The sequence below is a fragment of the Pseudomonas sp. B2M1-30 genome, assembly GCF_025447575.1.
Lineage (GTDB): Bacteria > Pseudomonadota > Gammaproteobacteria > Pseudomonadales > Pseudomonadaceae > Aquipseudomonas > Aquipseudomonas botevensis.
In genome coordinates, this window is record NZ_JAOEJT010000006.1 from 72,248 (window position 1) to 96,720 (window position 24,473).

A 24,473-nucleotide genomic window follows, 5' to 3' on the forward strand; every position below is an offset into this window, starting at 1 on the left:
GGGTTAGGGTGAGGGGAGATTCTGAGTCCGCACCAAGATTCGTCAAATCACCCCCACCCATCGATTCAGAGGTCGCCCTAAACCTTGGCACTCACCTCACTCCGATTAACCAACCCCTCCAGCGCCGCACTCAAACTCTGCGCCCGTTCTCCCACCAACAGATGCCACACGCCATCTTCCAGCGCGCTGACACCCAAACATCCAAGCTCTTTCAATCGGCTTTCCGAGAGCACCTTGCCATCGGCCAGTTGCAGGCGAATCCGGCTCATGGCGATGCAGTCGAGTTGCAGCACGTTGTCGCTGCCGCCCAGGGCGGTCAGCCATTGCTGGGCCTGGGGTGTGGAGACTGCGACGGGCTGGCTGGTTTCGATGATCGTGACAGGAGCAGTCGCTGCGACTCGGCCCAATGCGGGCATCGCCAGGCGGATTTCGTCGGCAATGCTGTCGGCCATCGGCCCGACCACCACCTGCAGACTGCCGCCCTTGCCCGGACGTACCACGGCCATTGCGCCCAACGCTTTCAAGTCCGCATCGGAGGCTTTGTTGCGATCGACCATTTCCAGTCGCAGTCGCGTGGTGCATGCGCCGACGGTGACCAGATTTTCCGCGCCGCCGAGTGCCTTGATGTAAGCCCCGGCGCGTTCGTTTTCGGTCAGGACCGCTTTGTCGGCGGTGGCGATGTCTTCGCGTCCCGGGGTTTTCAGGTTGAAGCGGCGGATGCAGAAATCGAACACCGCGTAGTAGATCACGGCATACGCCAGGCCTACCGGCACCACCAGCCAGCCGTTGGTGGAACGTCCCCAACCCAGCACCATGTCGATAAAGCCGCCGGAGAAGGTGAAGCCCAGGTGAATGTTCAATGCGTTGGTGATTGCCATCGACAGGCCGGTCAGCAGCGCATGCACCAGGTACAGCAGCGGGGCGAGGAACATGAAGGCGAATTCGATGGGTTCGGTGACGCCGGTCAGGAACGAGGTCAGGGCCATCGACAGGAAGATCCCGCCCATCACCTTGCGCCGTTCCGGCAGGGCGTTGCGGTACATCGCCAGGCAAGCGGCGGGCAGGCCGAAGATCATCATCGGGAACATGCCGGTCATGAACTGGCCGCCCTTCGGATCGCCGGCGAAGTAGCGCGACAGGTCGCCGGTGACCAGCGCACCCGTGGTCGGGTCGGTGAAGTTGCCGAACACGAACCACGCCATGTTGTTGAGGATGTGGTGCAGGCCGGTGACGATCAGCAGGCGGTTGAACACGCCGAAGACGAACGCACCGAAGCTGCCGCTTTCCATCATCAGGCTGCCGAAGCTGTTGATGGCGTGCTGGATCGGCGGCCAGATGTAGCCGAACACCACGCCCAGGCTGACGGCGGCGAATCCGGTGACGATCGGCACGAAGCGCCGGCCGCCGAAGAACGCCAGGTATTCCGGCAGTTTGATGTCCTTGAAACGGTTGTACAGCGCGCCGGCCATCAGGCCGCTGACAATCCCGGCGAGCATGCCCATGTTGATGCTGGCGTCGAGCACCTTGAGGGTCGAGATCATCACCAGATAGCCGATCACTCCGGCCAGGCCTGCCGTGCCGTTGTTGTCCCGGGCGAAGCCGACCGCGATGCCGATGGCGAAGATCATCGCCAGGTTGGCGAAGATCACCTGGCCGGCATCGTGAATGATCGCAATGTTCAAAAGATCGGTGTCGCCCAGGCGCAGCAGCAGGCCGGCGATCGGCAGGATCGCGATCGGCAGCATCAGTGCGCGGCCCAGGCGTTGCAGGCCTTCGATGAAGAGTTGGTACATGGCGGTTCTCCTTCTTGTTGTTATTAGCGCAGGGGCCAGTGTTGATGGCAGGCGTGGCGCACCGCCGAGGCGCTGCCGAGCTTGAGCAGTTCGCGGCTCTGGCGCTGGCATTCGGCCTGGTCGAGCTGGCGTACGCGATCCTTGATTTCACCGATCTGCACCGGGCTCACCGACAGTTCGCTGACACCCAGGCCGATCAGCACCGGCGTTGCCAACGGGTCCGAGGCCAGGGCGCCGCAGACGCCGACCCAGCGTTTGTGCACCGCCGCGCCTGCGCAGGTCTGGGCGATCAACCGCAGCAGCGCCGGATGCAACGCGTCGACCCGCGCGGCGAGGCCGGCGTGGTCGCGGTCCATGGCCAGGGTGTATTGCGACAGATCGTTGGTGCCGATCGACAGGAAGTCGGCGTGTTCGGCCAGTTGTTCGGCCAGCAGGGCGGCGGCCGGGACTTCGATCATCACGCCGACTTCCGGGCGCTGCGCGATGCCCAGTTCGATGCACAGGGCATCGACCCGTTGGCGGATGTGCAGCAACTCATCGACTTCCGTGACCATCGGCAACAGGATCCGGCAACGGTGCAGCGGTTGGGTTTGCAGCAGCGCGCGCAGTTGCTGGTCGAGGATTTCCGGACGGGCCTGGGCCAGGCGAATGCCGCGCAAGCCGAGCACCGGGTTGGCTTCGGCCGGCAGGGGCAGGTAATCGAGTTGTTTGTCGCCACCGACGTCGATGGTGCGGATGATCACCGATTTGTCGCCCATGGCATCGAGTACGGCTTGATAGGCACTGCGCTGTTCTGCCTCGTCGGGCGCGGTCTGGCGGTCGACGAAGAGGAATTCGGTGCGCAGCAGGCCGACGCCGTCGGCGCCGTTGGCAAGGGCGTCCGCCGCTTCGGGGCTGGAGGCGACATTGGCGGCCACTTCAATCGACACGCCATCGCGGGTGTGCGCTGGCAGATGAGCCTGGGCTTGCTGCGCTTCGCGGCGTTGCTGGCGTTCGAGTTGAATCTGGCGCACGTCGGCCAAGCGTTCGGCAGCGGGCTTCAGTTCGAGGCGCCCGCCATCGGCGTCGAGCACCACTGCCAGGCCTTGCGCCTGATCGAGCAGCGTCGAGCCCACTGCGACCAGGCATGGCAGGCCTTTGCCCCGCGCCAGAATCGCTACGTGAGAGGTCGCGCCCCCTTCGGCCATGCACAACCCGGCGACCCCTTGAGCGCTCAGTTGCAGCAGGTCCGAGGGTGTCAGTTCATGGGCGGCGACGATGGCGCCGGTCGGCACTTCGTACTGCCAGGCCTCGCCGAGCAGGGCGCGCAGCACCCGTTGCCGGAGATCGCGCAGATCGTTGGCGCGCTCGGCCAGCAAGGCGCTGCCGGTGTGTTGCAGCACCTCGCATTGCACGTCGATGGACTGGCTCCAGGCATGGGTCGCGGCGCAGCCTCGGGCGATCGATTGCTGCGCGGCGTCGAGCAGGGCCGGATCTTCCAGCAAGGCCAGGTGCGCGGCGAAGATCGCTTCTTCGTCGTTGTTGCGCTGCTTGCGGGCCTGGGCGAGGGTGCCGTCGATTTCGCGGCGCACTTGATCGAGTGCCGTGTCGAGGGCTTGCTGTTGTCGGGCGGGGTCATGGTCGCCGGAGTCGGCTGGCAGGCTGATCGCATTCAAACGAAACAGCGGCCCGCCGACCAACCCGGGTGCTGCGCAGACTCCGTGCAGCACGCCTGCCTCGGCGGGGCGGTTGCGCGGCGCAATCACAACGGGCGCGGCGACATGATGATCTTCCGGCAGGGCGGTGGACAAGGCCGCGAGCAATGCTTGCAACGCTGCTTGCGCATCCACGCCCTGACAGCTGACCTGCACCTCATCCTGCTCGCCCACCGCCAGCCCCATCAGGCCGATCAGGCTGTTGCACGGCGCGGTCTTGCCGGCGAAGTGCAACTGCGACTGGCTCTTGAATCCTTGTGCGGTCTGGCGGATCAGCGCCGCCGGACGCGCATGCAGACCGCCGCGATGGGCGACACGCACATGGCCGTGAACCTCGGGGCCGGTCTGCTCATTGGCATTCACCGCCGTGTTTTGCCGGGCGACGATGTGCAGCAACGGTTCGCCGACCTTGACGTTTTTCAGCGTGATGGGGCGAGCCTGGAAGTCCGAGCTGTTGGTCAGGATCAACAGACTGACGAGGCTTTTGCACTGGCGGCCGACCTTGTCCAGGTCATAGCGCAACAACGGTTGGCCGGCGCTGACCCGCACACCTTCCTTGACCAGCATCGAGAAACCTTCACCCTGCAACTCGACCGTATCCAGCCCCAGGTGCAGGAGGATCTCCGCACCGTTGTCGGCGCGCACGGTCAGCGCATGGCCGGTGCGGGCGACATGGATCACCACCCCGGCACACGGCGAATACAGGGTGTCGTTCAACGGATCGATGGCGATCCCGTCGCCCATCGCGCCGCTGGCGAACACCGCGTCCGGGACTTTGGCGAGGGTCAGCACCGGGCCGCTGAGCGGGGCGCTTAGGGTCAGCTCTTTATTGTTGTTGTGCATGGCTCGGTCTCATCGGGAATCGGTTGGGCGCAATCAATGGGTTCGGGTGACTTTGCTCAGGTGCCGTGGCTGATCCGGGTCCATGCCTCGGGCCACTGCAAGACCGGCCGCCATCACATAGAAACTCTGGATCGCCAGAATCGGGTCGAGGGCCGGATGCTGGGCGCGGGTCAACGTCAGATCGCGTTCGAGTACGTCGTCCGGCGCGGCCAGCCACACCCGGGCGCCGCGCTGGCGCATGTCGGCGGCCAGGCTGAGCAGACCGGCCTGCTCGGCACCGCGCGGGGCGAACACCAGCAGCGGATAGTTTTCATCGATCAGGGCCATCGGGCCGTGGCGGACTTCGGCGCTGCTGAAGGCTTCGGCCTGGATCGCCGAGGTTTCCTTGAATTTCAGCGCCGCTTCCTGGGCGATGGCGAAACCGGCGCCACGGCCGATCACCATCAGCCGCTGGCAATCGCGCAGCGCATCGATGGCCGGACTCCAGTCCTGTTGCGCGGCTTCGCGCAGACCTTCGGGCAGGGCATCGTGAGCCTGCAGCAGTTCCGGATCGTCCTTCCAGTGGCCGATCAAACGGGCGCTGGCACTGAGGGTGGCGATAAAACTCTTGGTCGCGGCGACGCTGCTTTCGGTCCCGGCGAGCAGCGGCACGCTGAACTCACACGCGGCTTCCAGTGGCGAGGCTTCGGCGTTGACCATGGCAATGCTCAGGGCGCCGCGTTTGCGCAGCAGGCGCAGACTGTTGACCAGGTCCGGGCTCTGCCCCGACTGGGAAAAGGCGAAAGCCACCTGACCGCTGACCTTCAACGGCGCCTGTTGCATGGTCACCACTGACATCGGCAGCGACGCCACCGGAATCCCCAGTTGCTGCATGGTCAGGTAGGCGAAATAGCTCGCGGCGTGATCGGAGCTGCCACGGGCGACGGTCATCACCACTTGCGGCGGCTGACGGCGCAGGCGCCCGGCGATCTCGATCATCGGCGCTTCGAGCTGTTGCAGTTGGGCTTGCACGGCCTCGAACGAGGACAGCGCCTCTTCAAGCATTTTTGAAGTCAATGTCTTCTCCTTCGACCATGACGGCGGTCAGTGTGAGTGCGCGATCCAGCCGCACGCAGTCGGCCCAGGCACCGGGTTGCAGGCGCCCGCGTTCAGTGATGCCGAGGTAGTCGGCGGGAAATTGCGACAGGCGCTGCGAGGCTTCGGCGATCGGCAGGCCGATCTTCACCAGATTGCGCAGGGCCTGATCCATGGTCAGGGTGCTGCCGGCCAGCGTGCCGTCCGGCAGGCGCACGCCGCCCAGGCATTTGGTCACGGTGTGGCTGCCGAGCTTGTATTCGCCGTCGGGCATGCCGGCTGCGGCGGTCGAATCGGTGACGCAGTACAGGCACGGGATCGAGCGCAGGGCCACGCGGATCGCGCCGGGGTGGACGTGCAGCAAGTCCGGAATCAGCTCGGCGAATTTCGCATGGGCCAGCGCCGCGCCGACGATCCCCGGCTCGCGGTGATGCAGCGGGCTCATGGCGTTGTACAGGTGGGTGAAACTGCTGGCGCCGGCTTCCAGCGCGGCCACGCCTTCCTCGTAACTGCCGAGGGTGTGACCGATCTGCATACGGATGCCACGGGCGCTGAGGGCGCGGATCAAGGCGTCATGACCGGCGATTTCCGGGGCGATGGTGATCACCCGGATCGGCGCCAGCGTCAGGTATTCCTCGACTTCGGCCATTAACGCGGTGTGGGCGAAGTTCGGTTGCGCGCCGAGTTTGCCGGGGTTGATGTACGGCCCTTCGAGATGCACGCCGAGTATCCGGGCGGCACCTTTCTTACGCTGTTCGCAGAATTCGCCGACCTGTTTCAGGACGCTGGCGATTTCGGCACTTGGCGCGGTCATCGTGGTGGCCAGCAGCGAGGTGGTGCCGAAACGCACATGGGTCCGGGTGATGGTATCGAAGGCGCTGGCGCCTTCCATGATGTCTTTGCCGCCACCGCCGTGGACGTGCAGGTCGATGAAACCCGGCAGCAGATAAGGCAGGTCGTTGTCGGCCGGATCGCAGGGTACGCCCTCGATGGACACGACCTTGCCGTGTTCGTGGATCAGCCGGCCGCGTACCCAGCCGTTGGCAGTGAGGATGTTGTCTTCGGACATTTTGGCTCTCGCTTTTGGCCGCGCTGTTTCAGCGGCGCAGCTCTGCAACAAAGTCGTAGTAATCGTTGCGGCAATAGGTGTCGGTGACTTCGATCGGGGTGTTGTCTTCGAGGTAGCCGACCCGGGTCATCAGCAGCATCGCCGTGCCGGGGGCGATGCCGACCAGCGCGGCGAACTCGTCGGAGGCGTTGATCGCCTGAATGTGCTGCAAGGCGCGGACGATGGGCTTGCCCAGGCCGTCGAGGAATTCGTACAGCGAATCGCCCACCGCTTGCGGCTTGGGCATGATCGAGGCGGGCAGGGTGCTCATTTCGATCGCCATCACCGTGTCATCGGCTTTGCGCAGGCGCTTGAGGCGCGCCACCTTGTCGTTCGGCGACAGGCTGAGGCGGATCAGTTCTTCGTGGGTCGGCAGGGTGATTTCCCGCTCCAGCCATTGTGAACTGGGCACAAACCCCTTGAGGCGGAGCATTTCGCTGAACCCGGAAAGGCGTGACAGCGGTTGTTCCAGGCGCGGAGTGATGAATGTGCCGGAACCTTGCAAACGACGGATCAGCCCCTGGTCGAGCAACACTTCCAGGGCTTTGCGCGCGGTGACCCGGGAGATGCCCAGCAGTTCGCTGAGGTTGCGCTCCGAGGGCATCGCCTGTTCGGCTTTCCACTGGCCGGCATGAATCGCCGCTTCCAGGTTACGCGCCAGTTGCAGGTACAGCGGCGTCGGCTGGGAGTCGTCGGGACGTAGGGCGTGGAGGTCGTTCATGTAGGTCATTTCCGGCGCTGATATAGGATTGTTGTCGCTCGGTTGTGCGGCGAAACCTAATACCACTTGCATACCATGTCAACGAGTCGAAATTGCCTGTAGCCCTTGAAAACCGGGCGATTTAGAGGGGGTGGTCGCAAGTGGTATTAGCGGTGGAACGCTGAAAGCAAAAAATCGCCGCCTGCGACAATGCCTGCCGGTGAGAGTGGTATCACCGCGCAGGCGCCGTCGCAGGTTGCGATTTTTTTGAATTATTTTTGGCGGGCGACCAATGGTCGCCACGGGGGAGGGGTTACGGGCGGATTTCGATCATCGTGCCGTCCGGCACCAGGTTCCACACTTCGCGCATGTCGACGTTACGCATGGCGATGCAGCCGTCGGTCCAGTCCAGGGTGTGGAACAGGTTTTCCGGGTTCTCTTCGGAGTCCGGTGTGCCGTGGATCATGATCATCCCGCCAGGCTCGACGCCTTCACGCCGGGCGCGGGCCGAATCGCTGATGTTCGGGTAGGAGATGTGCATCGACAGATTGAATTTGTCGCTGGTCTTGCGCCAGTCCAGCCAATAGAAGCCTTCAGGGGTCTTTTTATCGCCCTCTATCAGCTTCGGGCCTTTCTTCGCGCCCCGGCCCAGGGAGATGCGATAGGTCTTGAGCGGCTTGCCGTCGTTGATCAACTGCAACTGGTGGGCGGATTTGAGAACCAGGACTTTCTCGATGACTTTGCCGTCCAGGGTTCCCACAGCCGAAGCCTGGGACACCGCAACGAACGACAGGCAAAACAGGGCAAGCAACCAGCGCATTGAAACGATTCCCCAGGAGTGACGCAGATATTTTATTTATAGATGTTTTCAGGTGATGGCAGGCTGAGCGAGCGGCGGAATCGACTCCGAGCGAACGGGATAGACTTCGGCGCGCCGGTCAGCGAAGAAGCATTCTAAGGTACGGCCCACCGTGCGGAAAGCCAGCTCGTCCCACGGGATGTCGGCTTCATCGAACAGCTGCACTTCGAGGCTTTCGGGGCCGGCGGCGAAGTCCAGGTCCGCCAGTTCCGCACGGAAGAACACATGCACCTGACTGATGTGCGGCACGTCGATCAGCGTGTAGATGCTCAGGTTGCGTACCCGGGCGCAGGCTTCCTCGGCGGTTTCGCGAATCGCGGCCTGTTCGATGGTCTCGCCGTTTTCCATGAAACCGGCCGGCAGCGTCCAGTAGCCGAGGCGCGGCTCGATGGCACGGCGGCACAGCAACACCTTGGTGCCCCAGGTCGGCACACAACCGGCGACGATGTTGGGGTTCTGGTAGTGAATGGTCTGACAGCTGTCACAGACAAATCGCAGCCGCGAATCGCCTTCGGGAATGCGCTGGGTCACCGGGTTGCCGCACTGGCTGCAAAATTTCATGCTGGGGTTCCTGAATGCTGCGCCTATCTTGGCGTGCAGCGGTGGCACTCGGCAAGTTGTCGTTTCGCGACATGGCGCCGTCCGGGGGTTGGGCGGTCGCTTTGATTGGTGCATGATGCAGGGCAAGGCACAGATCGAGAATATTTATGCTGGACGAGCTACTGCACCGGGTAAGCAATCACACGCCGCGCACGCTGGAGACCGACAAGCGTTTTCCCGAGGCCGCCGTCCTGGTGCCGATTACTCGCAGTGACGAACCGGAACTTGTCCTCACCTTGCGCGCCAGCGGCCTCTCGACCCATGGTGGCGAAGTCGCCTTCCCGGGCGGGCGCCGCGACCCGGAGGATCCAGATCTGGTATTCACCGCCCTGCGTGAAGCCGAAGAGGAAATCGGCCTGCCACCGGGCCTGGTCGAGGTGATCGGCCCGCTCAGCCCGTTGATCTCGCTGCATGGCATCAAGGTCACACCCTATGTCGGCGTGATCCCGGACTTTGTCGAGTATCAGGCCAACGACGCGGAGATTGCTGCCGTGTTCAGCGTTCCACTGGAGTTCTTCCGCAAGGACCCGCGCGAGCACACCCATCGCATCGACTACCAGGGCCGCAGTTGGTACGTGCCGAGCTATCGGTTCGGCGAATACAAGATCTGGGGGCTGACGGCGATCATGATCGTCGAGTTGATCAACCTGATCTATGACGCGAAAATCAGCCTGCACCATCCCCCGAAAAGTTTTATCAATACCTGAAGCCATCGCTCGAATGGCCGCCATCGTGAGCCCTGAGGAAAACAAGATGAAATATCGCCTGGGCGACGCCCGCGTCGAGACTCACCCACAGAGTTGGGTCGCCCCCAACGCCGTGCTGGTGGGCAAGGTCAAGCTGGAAGAGGGCGCCAACGTCTGGTTCAACGCCGTGCTGCGCGGTGATAACGAACTGATCCTGATCGGCAAGAACAGCAACGTGCAGGACGGCACGGTGATGCACACCGACATGGGCTACCCGTTGACCATCGGCACCGGCGTGACCATCGGCCACAACGCCATGCTCCACGGCTGCACGGTCGGCGACTACAGCCTGATTGGCATCAATGCGGTCATCCTCAACGGCGCGAAGATCGGCAAGAACTGCATCATCGGCGCCAACTCGCTGATCGGCGAGGGCAAGGAAATTCCTGACGGTTCGCTGGTGATGGGATCACCGGGCAAGGTGGTGCGGGAACTGACCGAGCAACAGAAGAAAATGCTTGAAGCCAGCGCCGCGCACTATGTGCATAACTCGCAGCGTTACGCTCGCGATCTGGTCGAGCAAGACGAATGAACACGCCTGAAAGACCGGTGGCATCGCCCTGCGTGAGTATTTGTGCGCTGGACAATGACGACATTTGTACCGGCTGCCAGCGCACGGTCGAGGAGATTACCCGCTGGAGTCGCATGACCAATGACGAGCGGCGGGTGGTGCTGGGGTTGTGCCATGAGCGGGCGAAGGCGAGCGGGTTGATCTGGATGCTGCCGTCGAAGTCGTGATTGGCATCGCGAATGCCTTCTCCCTCTCCCCGGGACGACAGGACTGACCGGGGTGGCTCTTGATCTTGCGCTCCAGTAACCTGTGCGCCAATTCCACAGGTCGCCCCCATGATTTTCCTCATCGCCTACATCAGCAGCGTTGTTCTCATCAACTTCGCGTTCTCCACCGCGCCGCACCTGGACGTCATCTGGTCGGCCTGGGGCGGGCTGGTGTTCGTGTTGCGCGACATGGTGCAAACCCGTTTCGGTCATGGCGCGATCGTGGCGATGCTGGCGGCGCTGGTGCTGTCCTACGTGACGTCCGATCCGTCCATCGCACTGGCCAGCGCCACGGCGTTCGCGGTGTCCGAGTGCATCGACTGGCTGGTGTTCAGCGTCACCAAGCGTCCGTTGCGCGATCGTCTGTGGATCAGTTCGGCGCTGAGCATTCCCCTCGATACCTTCATCTTCTTCGGCATGATCGACCTGATGACGCCAGCAGTGATCATCACGGCCCTGGCCTCGAAGTTCGCCGGTGTTACCGCTGTCTGGCTGATCATGGCCTGGCGTGAGCGCAAACAGGCTGTCGCCGGCTGAAGCCAAACCCTCTGGTTCATGTAAAATGCCGCGCTTTCTCCCCATGGGAAGCGTGCCAGGCACTGCATCCCTCGATGATCCGCTTCTTTGAGGACCTGAGATGACCCGTATCGGAACTCCATTGTCGCCGACCGCGACCCGCGTATTGCTGTGTGGCTGTGGTGAGTTGGGCAAGGAAGTGGTGATCGAGCTGCAACGCCTGGGCGTTGAAGTGATCGCCGTTGACCGTTACGCCAATGCCCCGGCCATGCAGGTTGCCCACCGCAGTCATGTGATCAACATGCTCGACGGCGCTGCCCTGCGGGCGGTGATCGAAGCCGAGAAACCGCACTTCATCGTGCCGGAAATCGAAGCCATCGCCACTGCCACGCTGGTCGAGCTGGAAGCCGAAGGCTTCACCGTGATCCCGACCGCCCGCGCCGCGCAACTGACCATGAACCGCGAAGGCATCCGTCGTCTGGCCGCCGAAGAGCTGGATCTGCCGACCTCGCCGTACCACTTCGCCGACACCTTCGAGGACTACAGCAAAGCCGTTCAGGACCTGGGTTTCCCATGCGTCGTGAAACCGGTGATGAGCTCGTCGGGCAAAGGCCAGAGTCTGCTGCGCAGTGCCGACGACGTGCAGAAGGCCTGGGAATATGCCCAGGAGGGCGGTCGCGCCGGCAAGGGTCGGGTGATCATCGAAGGTTTCATCGATTTCGACTACGAAATCACCCTGCTGACCGTGCGTCACATCGGCGGCACCACGTTCTGTGCGCCGGTCGGCCACCGTCAGGAGAAGGGCGACTATCAGGAGTCCTGGCAGCCGCAGGCAATGAGCCCGGTAGCACTGGCAGAGTCCGAGCGCGTTGCCAAAGCCGTGACCGAAGCCTTGGGTGGCCGTGGTCTGTTCGGCGTCGAGCTGTTCATCAAGGGTGACCAGGTGTGGTTCAGCGAAGTGTCGCCGCGCCCGCATGACACCGGTCTGGTGACCCTGATTTCCCAGGACCTGTCGCAGTTCGCCCTGCATGCCCGGGCCATTCTCGGCCTGCCGGTGCCGCTGATTCGTCAGTTCGGTCCATCGGCCTCGGCGGTGATCCTGGTAGAAGGTCAGTCGACCCAGACCGCCTTCGCCAACCTCGGCGCCGCGCTGAGCGAGCCGGATACCGCGCTGCGCCTGTTCGGCAAGCCGGAGGTCAATGGTCAGCGCCGCATGGGCGTGGCACTGGCTCGCGATGAGTCGATCGAAGCGGCCCGTGCGAAAGCAACCCGCGCGTCTCAGGCGGTTGTTGTAGAGCTGTAAGCCCAGACGCGTCGTTCGCGGGCGAGCCCGCTTCCACAAAGGATCATCGGAGTATTCAGATCCAGTGTGGGAGCGGGCTTGCTCTTCTGTCAGGCAATCTGATTCAGATCGTTATTACGCGTTTCCTTCAGGCACAGCACGGCGATCAAGCTCAGCACCGCCGCCCCCGATACATACCCGCCGACGTAACTCAAACCACCCATCGCCACCAGTTTCTGCGCGAAGAACGGCGCCGCCGAGGCCCCGACGATGCCGCCAAGGTTGTACGCCGCCGAGGCGCCCGTGTAGCGCACGTGGGTCGGAAACAGCTCCGGCAGCAGCGCCCCCATCGGTGCGAAGGTCACGCCCATCAGGAACAGCTCGATGCACAGGAACAGGGCGACGCCCCAGGTCGAGCCTTGGGTCAGCAACGGCTCCATCAGAAACCCGGAAAGAATCGCCAGCACGCCGCCGATGAGCAGCACCGGTTTACGCCCGTAGCGGTCGCTGGCCCAGGCGGACAATGGCGTCGCGGCGGCCATGAACAGCACCGCGAAGCACAGCAGGCCAAGGAACGTTTCGCGGCTGTAACCGAGGGTGGACACCCCGTAGCTCAGGGAAAACACCGTCGAGATATAGAACAGCGCGTAACACACCACCATCGCCGCAGCGCCCAGCAGCGTCGGTGCCCAGTATTGGCTGAACAGCTCGACCAATGGCACTTTCACCCGTTCCTGACGGGCGATGGCGTTGGCGAATATCGGTGTTTCGTGGAGCTTGAGGCGCACGTACAGGCCGACCATCACCAGCGCGGCGCTGAGCAGGAACGGAATCCGCCAGCCCCAACTGCGGAACTGTTCGTCACTGAGGGTCATGGCCATGGTCAGAAACAGGCCGTTGGCGGCGAGGAAGCCGATCGAAGGGCCGAGCTGCGGAAACATGCCGAACCACGCTCGTTTGCCTTTCGGCGCGTTTTCCGTCGCCAGCAGTGCGGCACCACCCCATTCGCCGCCCAGCCCCAGGCCTTGGCCGAAGCGCAGTACGCAGAGCAGGATCGGCGCCCAGGCTCCGATGCTGGCGTAACCCGGCAGTACGCCGATCAGCGTGGTGCAGACACCCATCAGCAGCAGCGAGGCGACCAGCGTCGACTTGCGCCCGATCCGGTCGCCGAAGTGGCCGAACAGCGCCGAACCCAGCGGCCGGGCGAGGAATGCGATGCCGAAGGTCAGAAACGCCGACAGCATCTGCGCCGTGCCGGAGGTCTGTGGAAAGAACACCGGCCCGATCACCAGCGCGGCGGCCGTGGCGTAGACATAGAAATCGTAGAACTCGATGGCGGTGCCGATGAAGCTCGCCGTGGCCACGCGGGTGGCGGAGTTCGTCGGTGGGGCAGCGGTGTCGCTGTAGGCGGTACGGGTCGTCATGCGGTGATCCCTGACAGTCATGAGCTCCGGTGGAGCGAATTATTATGGTCGAGCACCCAGGGATGTGGGGTAGGGCACGAGCGCTGTTTCAGGTAGGAACAGTCGTCGGTGTGGTGCGGAAAACGTCGATGATCGGGCCGGAACCTGTCTGGTGCGGGGTAAGCACGCGGCCCGGCGGGGCTTGGGTGTCGGGTAGCCCCAACCCATTACTGGATTGGGGCCCCCTAAGAACCGTACTTGCGTCTTTCAACGCATACGGCTCAAGCCCTTATTAAGCCTCGATCGGAGGCCGGTTTGGTCACTGTCAAACCCTTTGCATGGAGCTGTTGGTGACAAACTGGATGTAACAATACTCGATTGCCTAGAGTGTCGTCACCGCCTTGGGAGCGGTAAATGATGTGATGGTCATGCCATCCCGTCTCTCTGGTCACCGCGTTACCGCACGACGCACACCTTCCTTTTTGTTGCTTGAATAGACTGACGATTTGTTTCTGATACTTCAGCTTTTTGAGCATTCGTGCCATACGCAATTTTTCGCCAATCTCCTCCATTGAGGGATCGTATGGGTTGTACTTGCCGATCACCTTTATGTGTCGCTCGATGACTGTTTCGGCCGTTGAGTAGAGTCGTAGGGAAGTAAACTCCCCTTTCCTGTTCATCACTTCTGTTGCGAATACCCAATTTCGTTGCCCATGAGTTTGAAAATACTTCTTTCTAACCCATAGGGCGTTTTTGTTTGGGTGTCGCCTTTTGCTCCATCGCCAGATCGCTCTGAATATCAAGCTGTCCATGAGGCTGTACGTTTGCTTGGCAACTACCGGCTGGTGATACAACGCCCAGCCTCGCAACATAGGGTTCAACCGTCGGATAAGATCCTCTTGCCTAACCGTTTTATTGCTGCTGATGACTTCCTTCACCTTGCGATAGAACGCTTGAACGTTTTTCTTGCTCGGCTTGATCAGGAGCTTTCCCGTGTACTTGCGGAAATTCCATCCCAGAAAGTCGAAGCCTTCGTCAATGTGAACCACACGGGTTTTCTCGGGTGACAGCTGCAGTCCTCGCACATCAAGGAACCGCTCAACCCAAGGTTTGATTTGGTTTTCCAGCATCTCTTTCGATTCTCCGGTAATCACAAAATCGTCCGCGTAACGCACCACATTGATTTTCAGCTTTTTGGCTTTCGTCACGCCCAGATGTTGCCTGAGCTGTGCTTCCAGACCGTCCAGCACCATATTTGCCAAGGTAGGCGAAATAATTCCGCCCTGTGGCGTACCAGCATTGGTTGCTTGAAGCTGGCCTTTGTGAACTACGCCAGCCTTCAACCATTTCCGAAGGATCGCTTTGTCCGTAGGGATGTTGGCGATCAGCCAATCATGATTGATGTGATCAAAGCAGCCTTTGATGTCCGCCTCCAATACCCAGCGGGCAGAGCCTTTTTGGGAGAGAGAGATGAACAGCTGTCCCATCGCATCCGCCGTCGAACGTTCAATCCTAAAGCCATAGCTGTTCGGATCACCTGTGGTTTCTGCGATGGGTGCCAAAGCCAGCAAATACAGCGCTTGCATGGCCCTGTCAGTCATGGTTGGAATGCCCAGAGGGCGTTCTTCCCCATTCGATTTCGGAATGAAAACACGCCGTAGAGGCCGTGGTTTATATCCGTGGCGCTTTAGTCCATCTACCGCTTTCCATTTGGCATCGGGTGTGTCCCAGAGCACGCGATCGACTCCCGCCGTGCGCTTGCCCTGGTTTTCAGTGACTCTTCGAACGGCCAAGTATCTGGCCGAACGAGAGCGGGTCAGCATCCGTTGCAGGGTTTTCACCCGCCGCTGGTTGCCTTCCCGACAAGCCTTCGCAATCCGTACCTGTATCGCCCGAACATTCCGCTGGACGCGACACCAATCGATGTCATGCCAACGTTGCGGAACGTCGGATGGCGCAGACACGGCTTTAGGGCTGTGTACTAGCATGCAGCCTTCCTCTCAAATTCCCCGAGCTGAAGACGTACGCATCCCCTGACGGGAATGGACGCTCCCGTCAGGGTTGGATTAATGGGAGACCATTACAACTGGCCTCTTGGATCATTGAGACAGGTTCACTCAGAGTTCATGCGCTTAAGGACCACGCAGAAGTCTGCCCGGTTTCCCGTGGGATGATGTTTCAACCCCTGTCCGAGCCGTTACAGCCCGGCATTCGCTTTCTCTGCGATCCCATACCCGCACCGCCAACAGATCACCTTGCGGTTCACCTGCCCGAAGGCGGCGATACGGGCTTACCACGTTCCCTGCCTGTCACACGATTGGTTTAGGGCCTGCCTATTCACCGGTGATCAAGTGGCGACGTGTCCCCATAGCTTAGAGGGACATCCGATCACGTACCTTTTTGGTTCAAGCCTGACAGCAGTTTTGGCTTGTCAATCATTACGATGTTTATCAGCAGTTCACATATGTTGCCCATGCCAACCAGCCTGGCGCCTCAACCCGGTTCTGCTCCGAGCATCTCTGCATCCCTCGCGGAGATAGCAGACCTTTTCAGGGGCTACGTTGTTGGAAAAGCTTCACACCCCACCGTTGCCGATGACGCATGTTTTCCTAGGCTATCGTTGGTCGCACAACGAGTCCGCTGCTAGCTTGAGAACAAACTAGATGGACAATGACAGACAGAGCTTTCGCTCGCGTCTTCGGATGGATGTGAGCAGGAACTGCATAGGCAGCATGCTCTGAGAATTGTTTCCTCCTGTTTCGAAAGCAGGAGAAGACCCTTGCGGGGGATTCTCTCCCGCTTGGGTGTGGTTCTGTAAGAACCGAAGATTTAAGGTGCATTCGAGAAAGAAAAAGATCCTTTCTGGGGTCGAACTCATGAATGCTGATCGACCAAGGGCATGCCCCGCCGCAACGGTAAGTCCTTGAAGGCGATGGACTTCTGGGCCGGATTTTGGTTCTGAGGGTTGGGTGCCTCAGCTTTGGTTGTAATCAAACAACCCTTCAAGATGACCAGACACCTCGAAGTGGGAAGACACGCTCAGCGTGTCGCACAAGCGGCTTGATTATAGAAAGGGGGCTAACGATCGAACAAGAGCAAAGATCGCCGCCGACGAAGGGCTGCGATCTTTTGATTTTTTATCGGATAGGCGCCAGGACGGGCGCAGCGCTGGTATGCCAGATCAACACCTTGCTGACCCGGTTCTCCTCGGTCTCGAGGATTTCCAGCCGATAACGCCCGATCTTCAGGCATACCGCGCTTTCCGGAATGGTTTCCAGCGCTTCGGTCACCAGGCCATTGAGGGTTTTCGGGCCGTCGCTGGGCAGGTGCCAGCCCAGGCATTTGTTCAATTCGCGGATCGAGGCGGCGCCGTCGATCACCATGCGGCCGTCGGCTTGCGGATGAATATGCGGATTGTCGAGGCTGTGCTCGCTTTCGAATTCGCCGACGATCTCTTCGAGAATGTCTTCCAGCGTGACGATCCCCAGCACCTCGCCGTATTCGTCCACCACCATGCCCAGGCGGCGTTGCTGTTTGTGGAAGTTCAGCAACTGCAATTGCAGCGGGGTGCTTTCCGGCACGAAGTACGGCTCGTAACTGGCGGCCAGCAGCGCTTCGCGGGTCAGGTTGTCGGTGTCCAGCAAGTGGCGGATCTGCCGGGTGTTGAGCACTGCTTCAACCTGGTTGATGTCGCTGTGGAACACCGGCAGGCGTGTGCGTTTGTTGCGGCGCAGTTGCTCGACGATCTCTTCGAGCGGGTCGTCGAGATTGACGCCGTCGACATCGCTGCGCGGCACCAGGATGTCGTTGACCGTAATGTTGTCCAGCGCATGGATGCCCGAAACCGGGTGCAGGCGGCTGGCCGGGTGCTCAAGGTCGTCATCGTGCTCGTCAGGCAGGTCGTCCTCGCTCTGTTGCACGACCTGGACCTTGCGCGCGAACGGGCGCAGCAACAGGCGGCTGCTGCCACTGAGCAGCCAGGCGGCGGGATAGATGATTTTCAGCGGCACCGCCAGCAACGTGTTGCCGAAGGCCAGCACCGCATCCGGATAACGCTGGGCGAGGGTGCGCGGGAAGTAGTCGGCGAACACCAGCAGGATCGCGCCGACACCGAGGCAGGCGACCCAGGGTCCCTTTTCTTCACACAGGAAAATCGCCAGCAGCGTGGCAAGCACCACGGCCAGGGCGCGGCACAGGGTATTGCAGAGAATCAGGCTGTCGAGGGGGAAGCTCAGTTGCGCCAGCGGTTTGTCGCTGGCGCGCGAGGCGGTGCGTTGCGCCAGCAGGTACTGCTGCGCGACTTCGACGGCGGTAAACAGCCCCGACCACAAAATCAGCAGGACAAATACCGCGAGCATCGGCCCTATGGGCAAACCGTCCATTTATGCCGCCCGTCAGATGTGCAGGATGTATTCACGGACCAGTTTGCTGCCGAAGTACGCCAACATCAGCAGGCAGAAACCGGCGAGGGTCCAGCGAATCGCTTTGTGGCCGCGCCAGCCGAGGCGGTTGCGACCCCACAACAGCACGCTGAACACCACCCAGGCCAGACAGGCCAGCAGGGTCTTGTGCACCAGATGCTGGGCAAACAGGTTCTCGACGAACAGCCAGCCGGAAATCAGCGACAGCGACAACAAGGTCCAGCCGGCCCAGAGGAAACCGAACAGCAGGCTTTCCATGGTTTGCAGCGGCGGGAAGTTGCGGATCAGCCCGGACGGATGCTTGTGCTTGAGCTGGTGATCCTGCACCAGCAGCAGCAAGGCCTGGAACACTGCGATGGTGAACATGCCGTAGGCGAGGATCGACAGCAGGATGTGGGCGAGGATGCCGGGCTCTTCATCGATGATCTGAACCGTGCCGGTGGGCGCGAACTGCGCCAGCAACACCGTGATCGCTCCCAGCGGGAACAGCAGCACCAGCAGGTTTTCCACCGGGATGCGCGAACAGGCCAGCAGGGTCAGGGCGATGACTGCCGCCGCGATCAGGCTCGAGGCACTGAAAAAATCCAGGCCCAGGCCGATCGGGGTCAGAAGATGGGTCAGCAGGCTGGCGCTGTGGGCCAGCACGGCGAAGACGCCAAGCGTAACCAGCAGGCGCTTGTTGGCCTTGGCGCCGGTGGCCAGGCGGGTGCCCTGATAAAGGGTCGCAGCGGCATATAGGAGGGCGGCGGCGAGGGTGGTCAGCAAACTCGGTGACAAGGGGAGCATAAGTCCTGTTAGGCAAGCCCGAAAGGCGCTGAGTTTGGCATAGAACGGTCACGGCACGAAAGACCACATGACCTGACGGCGAGGTGTCCGCCAGACGCAGTCTTCGCTATAATCCGCGACCTGCCCACGCCGCAGGCTCGCCGAGCACATGTTGATTCCGGTCTGGGCCGCCATTATCCCGGTCTACACAGGGCCTGAAAGGATCGCGCAATGTTTGAAAACTTAACCGACCGTCTCTCGCAGACGCTGCGCCATGTCACCGGCAAGGCGAAGCTGACCGAGGACAACATCAAAGACACCCTGCGCGAAGTGCGCATGGCGTTGCTCGAAGCCGACGTCGCCCTGCCGGTGGTCAAGGACTTCGTCAGTTCGGTCAAGGAACGCGCCGTCGGCACCGAGGTGTCGCGCAGCCTGACGCCAGGCCAGGCGTTCGTGAAGATCGTCCAGGCCCAGCTCGAAAGCCTGATGGGCGCGGCCAACGAAGATTTGAACCTGAGTGCCGTGCCACCTGCCGTCGTACTGATGGCCGGTCTGCAGGGTGCCGGTAAAACCACCACCGCCGGCAAACTGGCGCGCTTCCTTAAAGAGCGCAAGAAGAAGTCGGTCATGGTGGTGTCGGCGGACATCTACCGTCCGGCGGCGATCAAGCAGCTGGAAACCCTGGCCAGCGACATCGGCGTGACGTTCTTCCCGTCCGACCTGAGCCAGAAACCGGTCGACATCGCCAACGCGGCTATTAAAGAAGCAAAACTGAAATTCATCGACGTGGTCATCGTCGACACCGCCGGCCGTCTCCACATCGACGAAGAGATGATGGGCGAGATCAAGGCGCTGCACGCCGCGATCAACCCGGTCGAAACCCTGTTCGTGGTCGACGCCATGACCGGCCAGGACGCCGCCAACACGGCCAAGGCCTTCGGCGATGCGCTGCCGCTGACCGGTGTGATCCTGACCAAGGTCGACGGCGACGCCCGTGGCGGTGCCGCGCTGTCCGTGCGTGCAATCACTGGCAAGCCGATCAAGTTCATCGGTATGGGCGAGAAGACCGAAGCGCTCGAGCCGTTCCACCCTGAGCGTATCGCGTCGCGGATCCTCGGCATGGGTGACGTGCTCAGCCTGATCGAGCAGGCCGAGCAGACCCTCGACAAGGAAAAGGCCGACAAGCTGGCCAAGAAGCTGAAAAAGGGCAAAGGCTTCGATCTCGAAGACTTCCGCGATCAGCTGCAACAGATGAAGAACATGGGCGGCCTCGGCGGGCTCATGGACAAGCTGCCGAACATCGGTGGCGTCAACCTGTCGCAGATGGGCAATGCCCAGAATGCGGCGGAAAAGCAGTTCAAGCAGATGGAAGCCATCATCAACTCCATGACCCCGGCCGAGCGCCGTGACCCTGAGCTGATCAGCGGTTCGCGCAAGCGCCGTATTGCCCTGGGTTCCGGCACCCAGGTGCAGGACATCGGTCGCTTGATCAAGCAGCACAAGCAGATGCAGAAGATGATGAAGAAATTCTCCGCCAAGGGCGGAATGGCGAAAATGATGCGCGGCATGGGCGGTATGTTGCCCGGCGGCGGCATGCCGAAAATGTAAAAGAACTCGCCGGTCGTCGTACCGGCGCAGGCCCCGCAAGGATGCGGGATCCACAGCAAACCCGCACCCGGCGGGAGCTGACCGGCCGTTTTCATCGACGGCTCTATCGCAAATCTGCACGGCATGCCACAGGCGCCGGAAAAAGTCATTTGCAAAAGTCCGGATATTCCTTAGAATATGCGGCCTTTCGGGCACCCATGCCCGCTGTGCATTTAGATTTGCAGCACCGACTACAGGAACGATGTTCACATGCTAACAATCCGTCTTGCCCTTGGCGGCTCCAAAAAGCGCCCGTTTTACCACCTGACCGTAACCGACTCCCGCAACCCGCGTGACGGTTCCCACAAGGAACAAATCGGCTTCTTCAACCCGGTTGCCCGTGGTCAGGAAGTTCGTCTGTCCGTAAACGACGAGCGTCTGAACTACTGGTTGAGCGTTGGCGCGCAGCCATCTGAGCGTGTTGCTCAGTTGCTGAAGGAAAAAGCCAAGGCTGCAGCCTGAGCAATATGAGCGCGACGCCAGAAAAAGCTGATGACCTGATCGTTGTCGGCAAGATTTTTTCGGTTCACGGCGTTCGCGGCGAGGTGAAGGTCTTTTCCTTTACCGATCCGATAGAAAACCTGTTGGATTACCGCAACTGGACGCTTCGGCGCGAAGGCGTGGTCAAACAGGTCGAGCTGGTCAGTGGCCGTTCCACTCAAAAGGATCTGGTCGCCAAGCTCAAAGGCCTCGACGATCGTGATGAAGCCCGTCTTCTGAGCGGTTACGAGATTTGCATCTCGCGAAGCCTTTTGCCCGACCTGACCGACGACGAGTACTACTGGTACGAGTTGGTTGGTCTGAAAGTCATCAACCAGGACGAGCAATTGTTCGGCAAGGTTGATCACCTGTTGGAGACCGGCGCGAACGATGTATTGGTGGTCAAGCCCTGCGCAGGCAGCCTGGATGATCGCGAGCGGTTGTTGCCCTACACGGAGCAATGCGTGCTGGCAATCGACCTGGAGGCAGGCGAAATGAGGGTGGAATGGGACGCGGATTTCTAAGCAATGGCCAGCCTGCGCATAGAAGTCATCACGTTGTTCCCCGAGATGTTCTCGGCCATCAGTGAGTACGGCATTACCAGTCGTGCGGTCAAACAGGAGCTCTTGCAGCTGACCTGTTGGAATCCGCGAGATTACACGACGGATCGACATCACACTGTGGACGATCGCCCGTTTGGCGGTGGTCCGGGCATGGTGATGAAGATCAAGCCCCTGGAAGATGCTCTGGTTCAGGCCAAGGCAGCAGCCGGGGAGGCGGCGAAGGTGATTTACCTGTCCCCCCAAGGCCGTCAACTGAATCAGTCGGCGGTACGCGAGTTGGCAACATCGGATGCATTGATCCTGATTGCCGGCCGCTATGAAGGCATTGACGAGCGTTTTATTGAGGCTCATGTCGATGAAGAGTGGTCGATTGGCGACTATGTATTGTCTGGCGGCGAGCTGCCGGCCATGGTCCTGATCGATGCGGTTACACGACTGCTGCCTGGAGCTTTAGGGCATGCGGACTCCGCCGAGGAAGATTCCTTTACGGATGGTCTGCTGGATTGCCCGCACTACACCCGACCTGAGGTGTATGCGGATCAGCGTGTACCCGACGTGTTGCTGAGTGGCAACCACGCGCACATCCGGCGTTGGCGTTTACAGCAGTCCCTTGGTCGGACCTATGAACGACGCGCCGATCTTCTGGAAAGCCGCTCGCTTTCTGGAGAAGAGAAGAAGCTGCTCGAGGAATACATCCGCGAGCGGGACGATAGTTAACAACGTATCGATGGTAGATCCGACGATTTACCTTAGGAGCACAGCATGACCAACAAAATCATCCTTGCACTCGAAGCAGAGCAGATGAGCAAAGAAATCCCTGCCTTTGCCCCGGGCGACACCATTGTCGTTCAGGTGAAAGTGAAGGAAGGCGATCGTTCCCGTCTGCAAGCGTTCGAAGGCGTTGTAATCGCCAAGCGTAACCGCGGCGTGAACAGTGCGTTCACCGTTCGTAAAATCTCCAACGGTGTTGGCGTAGAACGTACTTTCCAGACCTACTCCCCGCAAATCGACAGCATGGCTGTCAAGCGTCGCGGTGACGTACGTAAAGCCAAGCTGTACTACCTGCGCGACCTGTCGGGTAAAGCAGCTCGCATCAAGGAAAAACTGGTTTAATCCCAGTCTCCGATGCAGAAAAAAGCAGCCTACGGGCTGCTTTTTTGTTGCCTGCGATTTATTCATCCCGGTTTCGCGGGATGATGCGGAATCGGGTCACTGCGTTCGATGGCTGTGGGGTTGGGAATCGATGGCCCGGACAACACAGAACGGTTCCTTGAATTGACGCGCTGTGAAAGACTGACCGCCATTTTCCGTTCACTCGTTATTTGCGTGCCCATGCCTGCCATCGACCATCCGCTGATTGACCAGTTTCTCGACGCCCTGTGGCTGGAAAAAGGCCTGTCCGATAACACCCGCGATGCCTATCGCAGTGATCTGGCACTGTTCAACGGCTGGTTGCAGGAAAAACACCTGGAACTGATCAACGCCGGTCGCGAGCTGATCCTCGATCACCTGGCCTGGCGTCTGGAGCAGAATTACAAACCCCGCTCCACCGCGCGATTTCTCTCCGGTGTTCGTGGCTTTTATCGCTATCTGCTGCGAGAAAAATTGATCTCGGTCGACCCGACTTTGCGCGTGGACATGCCGCAAATGGGCCGACCACTGCCCAAATCCCTGTCGGAGGCCGATGTCGAAGCGCTGCTCGCGGCACCGGATCTGAGCGAAGCCATCGGCCAGCGCGATCGCGCCATGCTCGAAGTGCTGTACGCCTGTGGCTTGCGGGTGACTGAGCTGGTGAGCCTGACGCTGGAGCAGGTCAACCTGCGCCAGGGTGTGCTGCGCGTCATGGGCAAGGGCAGCAAGGAGCGCCTGGTGCCGATGGGCGAGGAGGCGATTGTCTGGGTCGAGCGATACCTGCGCGATGGTCGCAGCGAACTGCTCGGCGGGCGCCCCAGCGATGTGCTGTTCCCCAGCCTGCGCGGCGAGCAGATGACCCGGCAGACCTTCTGGCACCGCATCAAGCATCAGGCCAAGGTCGCCGGGATCGGCAAGTCCCTGTCGCCGCACACGTTGCGCCACGCCTTCGCCACTCACTTGCTCAACCACGGTGCGGACTTGCGGGTGGTGCAGATGCTGCTGGGGCACAGCGATCTGTCGACCACGCAGATTTACACCCATGTCGCCCGGGCACGGTTGCAGGACCTGCATGCCAAACATCACCCGCGTGGCTGAACCAGGAAGCCGGAAGTCTTGCGACAGGCGCATTCGGCCATGCAGGCCTTATGTGTTAGGCTTTGCCGGTTTGCACGATGGGCGGTTATGACCCGGTGTTCCGGCACGGGCGTTCTGATCGTTCCATTTGTCCGCCTTCAGGAGTTCTCATGCGTCTGACCCAGATTTTCGCCGCCGCAGCCATTGCGTTGGTCAGCACCTTTGCCGTCGCCGATGATGCGGCCGACAAAGCCATCCGCCAGAGCCTGGAAAACCTCCAGCTCGACGTGCCGGTGGACACCATCACCGCCAGCCCGCTGCCGGGCCTGTACGAAGTCAAGCTCAAGGGCAGCCGCGTGCTCTACGCCAGCGCCGACGGCCAGTACATCGTTCAGGGCTACATGTTCCAGCTCAAGGACGGTAAACCGGTCAACCTGACCGAGAAGACCGAGCGCCTGGGCATTTCCAAACTGATCAATGCGATCCCGGTGGCCGAAACCGTGGTCTATCCGGCCGTGGGCGAAACCAAGTCCCACATCACCGTGTTCACCGACACCACGTGCCCGTACTGCCACAAGCTGCATGCCGAAGTGCCGGAGCTGAACAAGCGCGGCATCGAAGTGCGTTATGTCGCGTTCCCGCGCCAGGGCCTGGGTTCGCCGGGTGACGAGCAACTGCAAGCGGTGTGGTGCTCCAAAGACAAGAAGTCGGCCATGGACAAAATGGTCGACGGCAAGGAAATCAAGGCCGCCAAGTGCGATAACCCGGTTTCCAAGCAGTTCGCCCTCGGTCAGTCGATCGGTGTGAACGGCACGCCGGCCATCGTTTTGGCTGACGGACAAGTCATCCCGGGCTACCAGCCTGCGCCACAAGTCGCCAAACTGGCGCTGGGCGCGAAGTAAATTCGCATCGTCACGGGCAGCCGTTGACGAGCGTGGTCCGGTGGCAGCATTGCCGGGCCATCAATGAGAGCCGCGAACCTGCGGTTGTTTTC

23 protein-coding genes are annotated in these 24,473 nt (G+C 61.1%); 12 read left to right on the forward strand and 11 right to left on the reverse strand.

Going from position 1 to position 24,473, the window contains the following annotated elements; all coding sequences use genetic code 11:
• Positions 1-77: 77 nt before the first annotated feature.
• The 7 genes from nagE to N8H74_RS14040 form a co-directional block, all read right to left on the reverse strand.
• Positions 78-1,793 carry an N-acetylglucosamine-specific PTS transporter subunit IIBC gene (gene nagE, locus N8H74_RS14010; RefSeq protein WP_262148248.1) on the reverse strand — a complete coding sequence of 572 codons (1,716 nt, stop codon included), beginning with the start codon at positions 1,791-1,793 and terminating at the stop codon, positions 78-80.
• 23 nt (positions 1,794-1,816) lie between these two features.
• Entirely contained in the window at positions 1,817-4,330 is a 2,514-nt protein-coding gene (gene ptsP, locus N8H74_RS14015) for a phosphoenolpyruvate--protein phosphotransferase (protein WP_262148250.1), read from the reverse strand.
• 33 nt (positions 4,331-4,363) lie between these two features.
• Positions 4,364-5,386, reverse strand: a complete 1,023-nt coding sequence (locus N8H74_RS14020; RefSeq protein ID WP_262148252.1) for an SIS domain-containing protein — start codon at positions 5,384-5,386, stop codon at positions 4,364-4,366.
• Positions 5,367-6,473, reverse strand: coding sequence for an N-acetylglucosamine-6-phosphate deacetylase (gene nagA, locus N8H74_RS14025; protein ID WP_217832342.1), 1,107 nt, complete (start codon positions 6,471-6,473; stop codon positions 5,367-5,369). Before nagA ends, N8H74_RS14020 begins: the two co-directional genes overlap by 20 nt.
• 28 nt (positions 6,474-6,501) lie before the next feature.
• A complete protein-coding gene (locus N8H74_RS14030; protein ID WP_262148527.1) occupies positions 6,502-7,242 on the reverse strand; it encodes a GntR family transcriptional regulator in 741 nt (246 codons plus the stop codon).
• A 283-nt stretch (positions 7,243-7,525) separates the two neighbouring features.
• Entirely contained in the window at positions 7,526-8,032 is a 507-nt protein-coding gene (locus N8H74_RS14035) for a L,D-transpeptidase family protein (protein WP_262148254.1), read from the reverse strand.
• Positions 8,033-8,080: 48 nt separating this feature from the next.
• A complete protein-coding gene (locus N8H74_RS14040; protein ID WP_217832345.1) occupies positions 8,081-8,632 on the reverse strand; it encodes an NUDIX hydrolase in 552 nt (183 codons plus the stop codon).
• 146 nt (positions 8,633-8,778) lie between these two features.
• Between N8H74_RS14040 and N8H74_RS14045 the strand changes: the two genes are divergently transcribed.
• The 5 genes from N8H74_RS14045 (at position 8,779) to purT (ending at position 12,013) form a co-directional block, all read left to right on the forward strand.
• A complete protein-coding gene (locus N8H74_RS14045; protein WP_262148256.1) occupies positions 8,779-9,378 on the forward strand; it encodes a CoA pyrophosphatase in 600 nt (199 codons plus the stop codon).
• Positions 9,379-9,424: 46 nt separating this feature from the next.
• Positions 9,425-9,949, forward strand: coding sequence for a gamma carbonic anhydrase family protein (locus tag N8H74_RS14050; protein ID WP_262148258.1), 525 nt, complete (start codon positions 9,425-9,427; stop codon positions 9,947-9,949).
• Positions 9,946-10,155 carry a DUF1289 domain-containing protein gene (locus tag N8H74_RS14055; protein ID WP_217832347.1) on the forward strand — a complete coding sequence of 70 codons (210 nt, stop codon included), beginning with the start codon at positions 9,946-9,948 and terminating at the stop codon, positions 10,153-10,155. The genes N8H74_RS14050 and N8H74_RS14055 overlap by 4 nt, the downstream gene beginning before the upstream one ends.
• Before the next feature lie 108 nt (positions 10,156-10,263).
• Positions 10,264-10,731 (forward strand): preQ0 transporter, encoded by a 468-nt coding sequence (locus N8H74_RS14060; protein ID WP_217832348.1) that lies wholly within the window; start codon positions 10,264-10,266, stop codon positions 10,729-10,731.
• 100 nt (positions 10,732-10,831) lie between these two features.
• Complete coding sequence (purT, locus tag N8H74_RS14065; RefSeq protein ID WP_262148260.1) at positions 10,832-12,013, forward strand: formate-dependent phosphoribosylglycinamide formyltransferase; 1,182 nt, start codon at positions 10,832-10,834, stop codon at positions 12,011-12,013.
• A gap of 89 nt (positions 12,014-12,102) precedes the next feature.
• On the opposite strand, the gene N8H74_RS14070 is transcribed toward purT, so the two are convergent.
• The 4 genes from N8H74_RS14070 to ccsA form a co-directional block, all read right to left on the reverse strand.
• Complete coding sequence (locus tag N8H74_RS14070) at positions 12,103-13,416, reverse strand: MFS transporter (RefSeq protein WP_262148261.1); 1,314 nt, start codon at positions 13,414-13,416, stop codon at positions 12,103-12,105.
• 260 nt (positions 13,417-13,676) lie between these two features.
• On the reverse strand, positions 13,677-15,383 hold the full coding sequence (gene ltrA, locus N8H74_RS14075) for a group II intron reverse transcriptase/maturase (protein ID WP_262148263.1): 1,707 nt from the start codon (positions 15,381-15,383) through the stop codon (positions 13,677-13,679).
• Between the two features lie 1,149 nt (positions 15,384-16,532).
• Positions 16,533-17,777 (reverse strand): transporter associated domain-containing protein, encoded by a 1,245-nt coding sequence (locus tag N8H74_RS14080; RefSeq protein WP_262148265.1) that lies wholly within the window; start codon positions 17,775-17,777, stop codon positions 16,533-16,535.
• Between the two features lie 12 nt (positions 17,778-17,789).
• Positions 17,790-18,602, reverse strand: a complete 813-nt coding sequence (ccsA, locus tag N8H74_RS14085) for a cytochrome c biogenesis protein CcsA (protein ID WP_217832352.1) — start codon at positions 18,600-18,602, stop codon at positions 17,790-17,792.
• Between the two features lie 210 nt (positions 18,603-18,812).
• Here ccsA and ffh point away from each other — a divergent pair, with 210 nt between their 5' ends.
• From ffh to dsbC, 7 genes are all read left to right on the forward strand, one after another.
• Positions 18,813-20,189, forward strand: coding sequence for a signal recognition particle protein (ffh, locus tag N8H74_RS14090; protein WP_217832353.1), 1,377 nt, complete (start codon positions 18,813-18,815; stop codon positions 20,187-20,189).
• A 249-nt stretch (positions 20,190-20,438) separates the two neighbouring features.
• Positions 20,439-20,690: a 30S ribosomal protein S16 gene (gene rpsP, locus N8H74_RS14095; protein WP_065259645.1), complete on the forward strand. Its 252-nt coding sequence runs from the start codon at positions 20,439-20,441 to the stop codon at positions 20,688-20,690.
• 5 nt (positions 20,691-20,695) lie between these two features.
• Positions 20,696-21,232, forward strand: coding sequence for a ribosome maturation factor RimM (gene rimM / locus N8H74_RS14100; protein WP_217832354.1), 537 nt, complete (start codon positions 20,696-20,698; stop codon positions 21,230-21,232).
• Between the two features lie 3 nt (positions 21,233-21,235).
• Positions 21,236-21,988: a tRNA (guanosine(37)-N1)-methyltransferase TrmD gene (gene trmD, locus N8H74_RS14105; RefSeq protein ID WP_217832355.1), complete on the forward strand. Its 753-nt coding sequence runs from the start codon at positions 21,236-21,238 to the stop codon at positions 21,986-21,988.
• 45 nt (positions 21,989-22,033) lie between these two features.
• Positions 22,034-22,384 (forward strand): 50S ribosomal protein L19, encoded by a 351-nt coding sequence (gene rplS, locus N8H74_RS14110; RefSeq protein WP_217832356.1) that lies wholly within the window; start codon positions 22,034-22,036, stop codon positions 22,382-22,384.
• Positions 22,385-22,603: 219 nt separating this feature from the next.
• Entirely contained in the window at positions 22,604-23,500 is an 897-nt protein-coding gene (gene xerD, locus N8H74_RS14115; RefSeq protein WP_262148270.1) for a site-specific tyrosine recombinase XerD, read from the forward strand.
• A 149-nt stretch (positions 23,501-23,649) separates the two neighbouring features.
• On the forward strand, positions 23,650-24,381 hold the full coding sequence (dsbC, locus tag N8H74_RS14120) for a bifunctional protein-disulfide isomerase/oxidoreductase DsbC (protein ID WP_217832358.1): 732 nt from the start codon (positions 23,650-23,652) through the stop codon (positions 24,379-24,381).
• Positions 24,382-24,473: the final 92 nt, after the last annotated feature.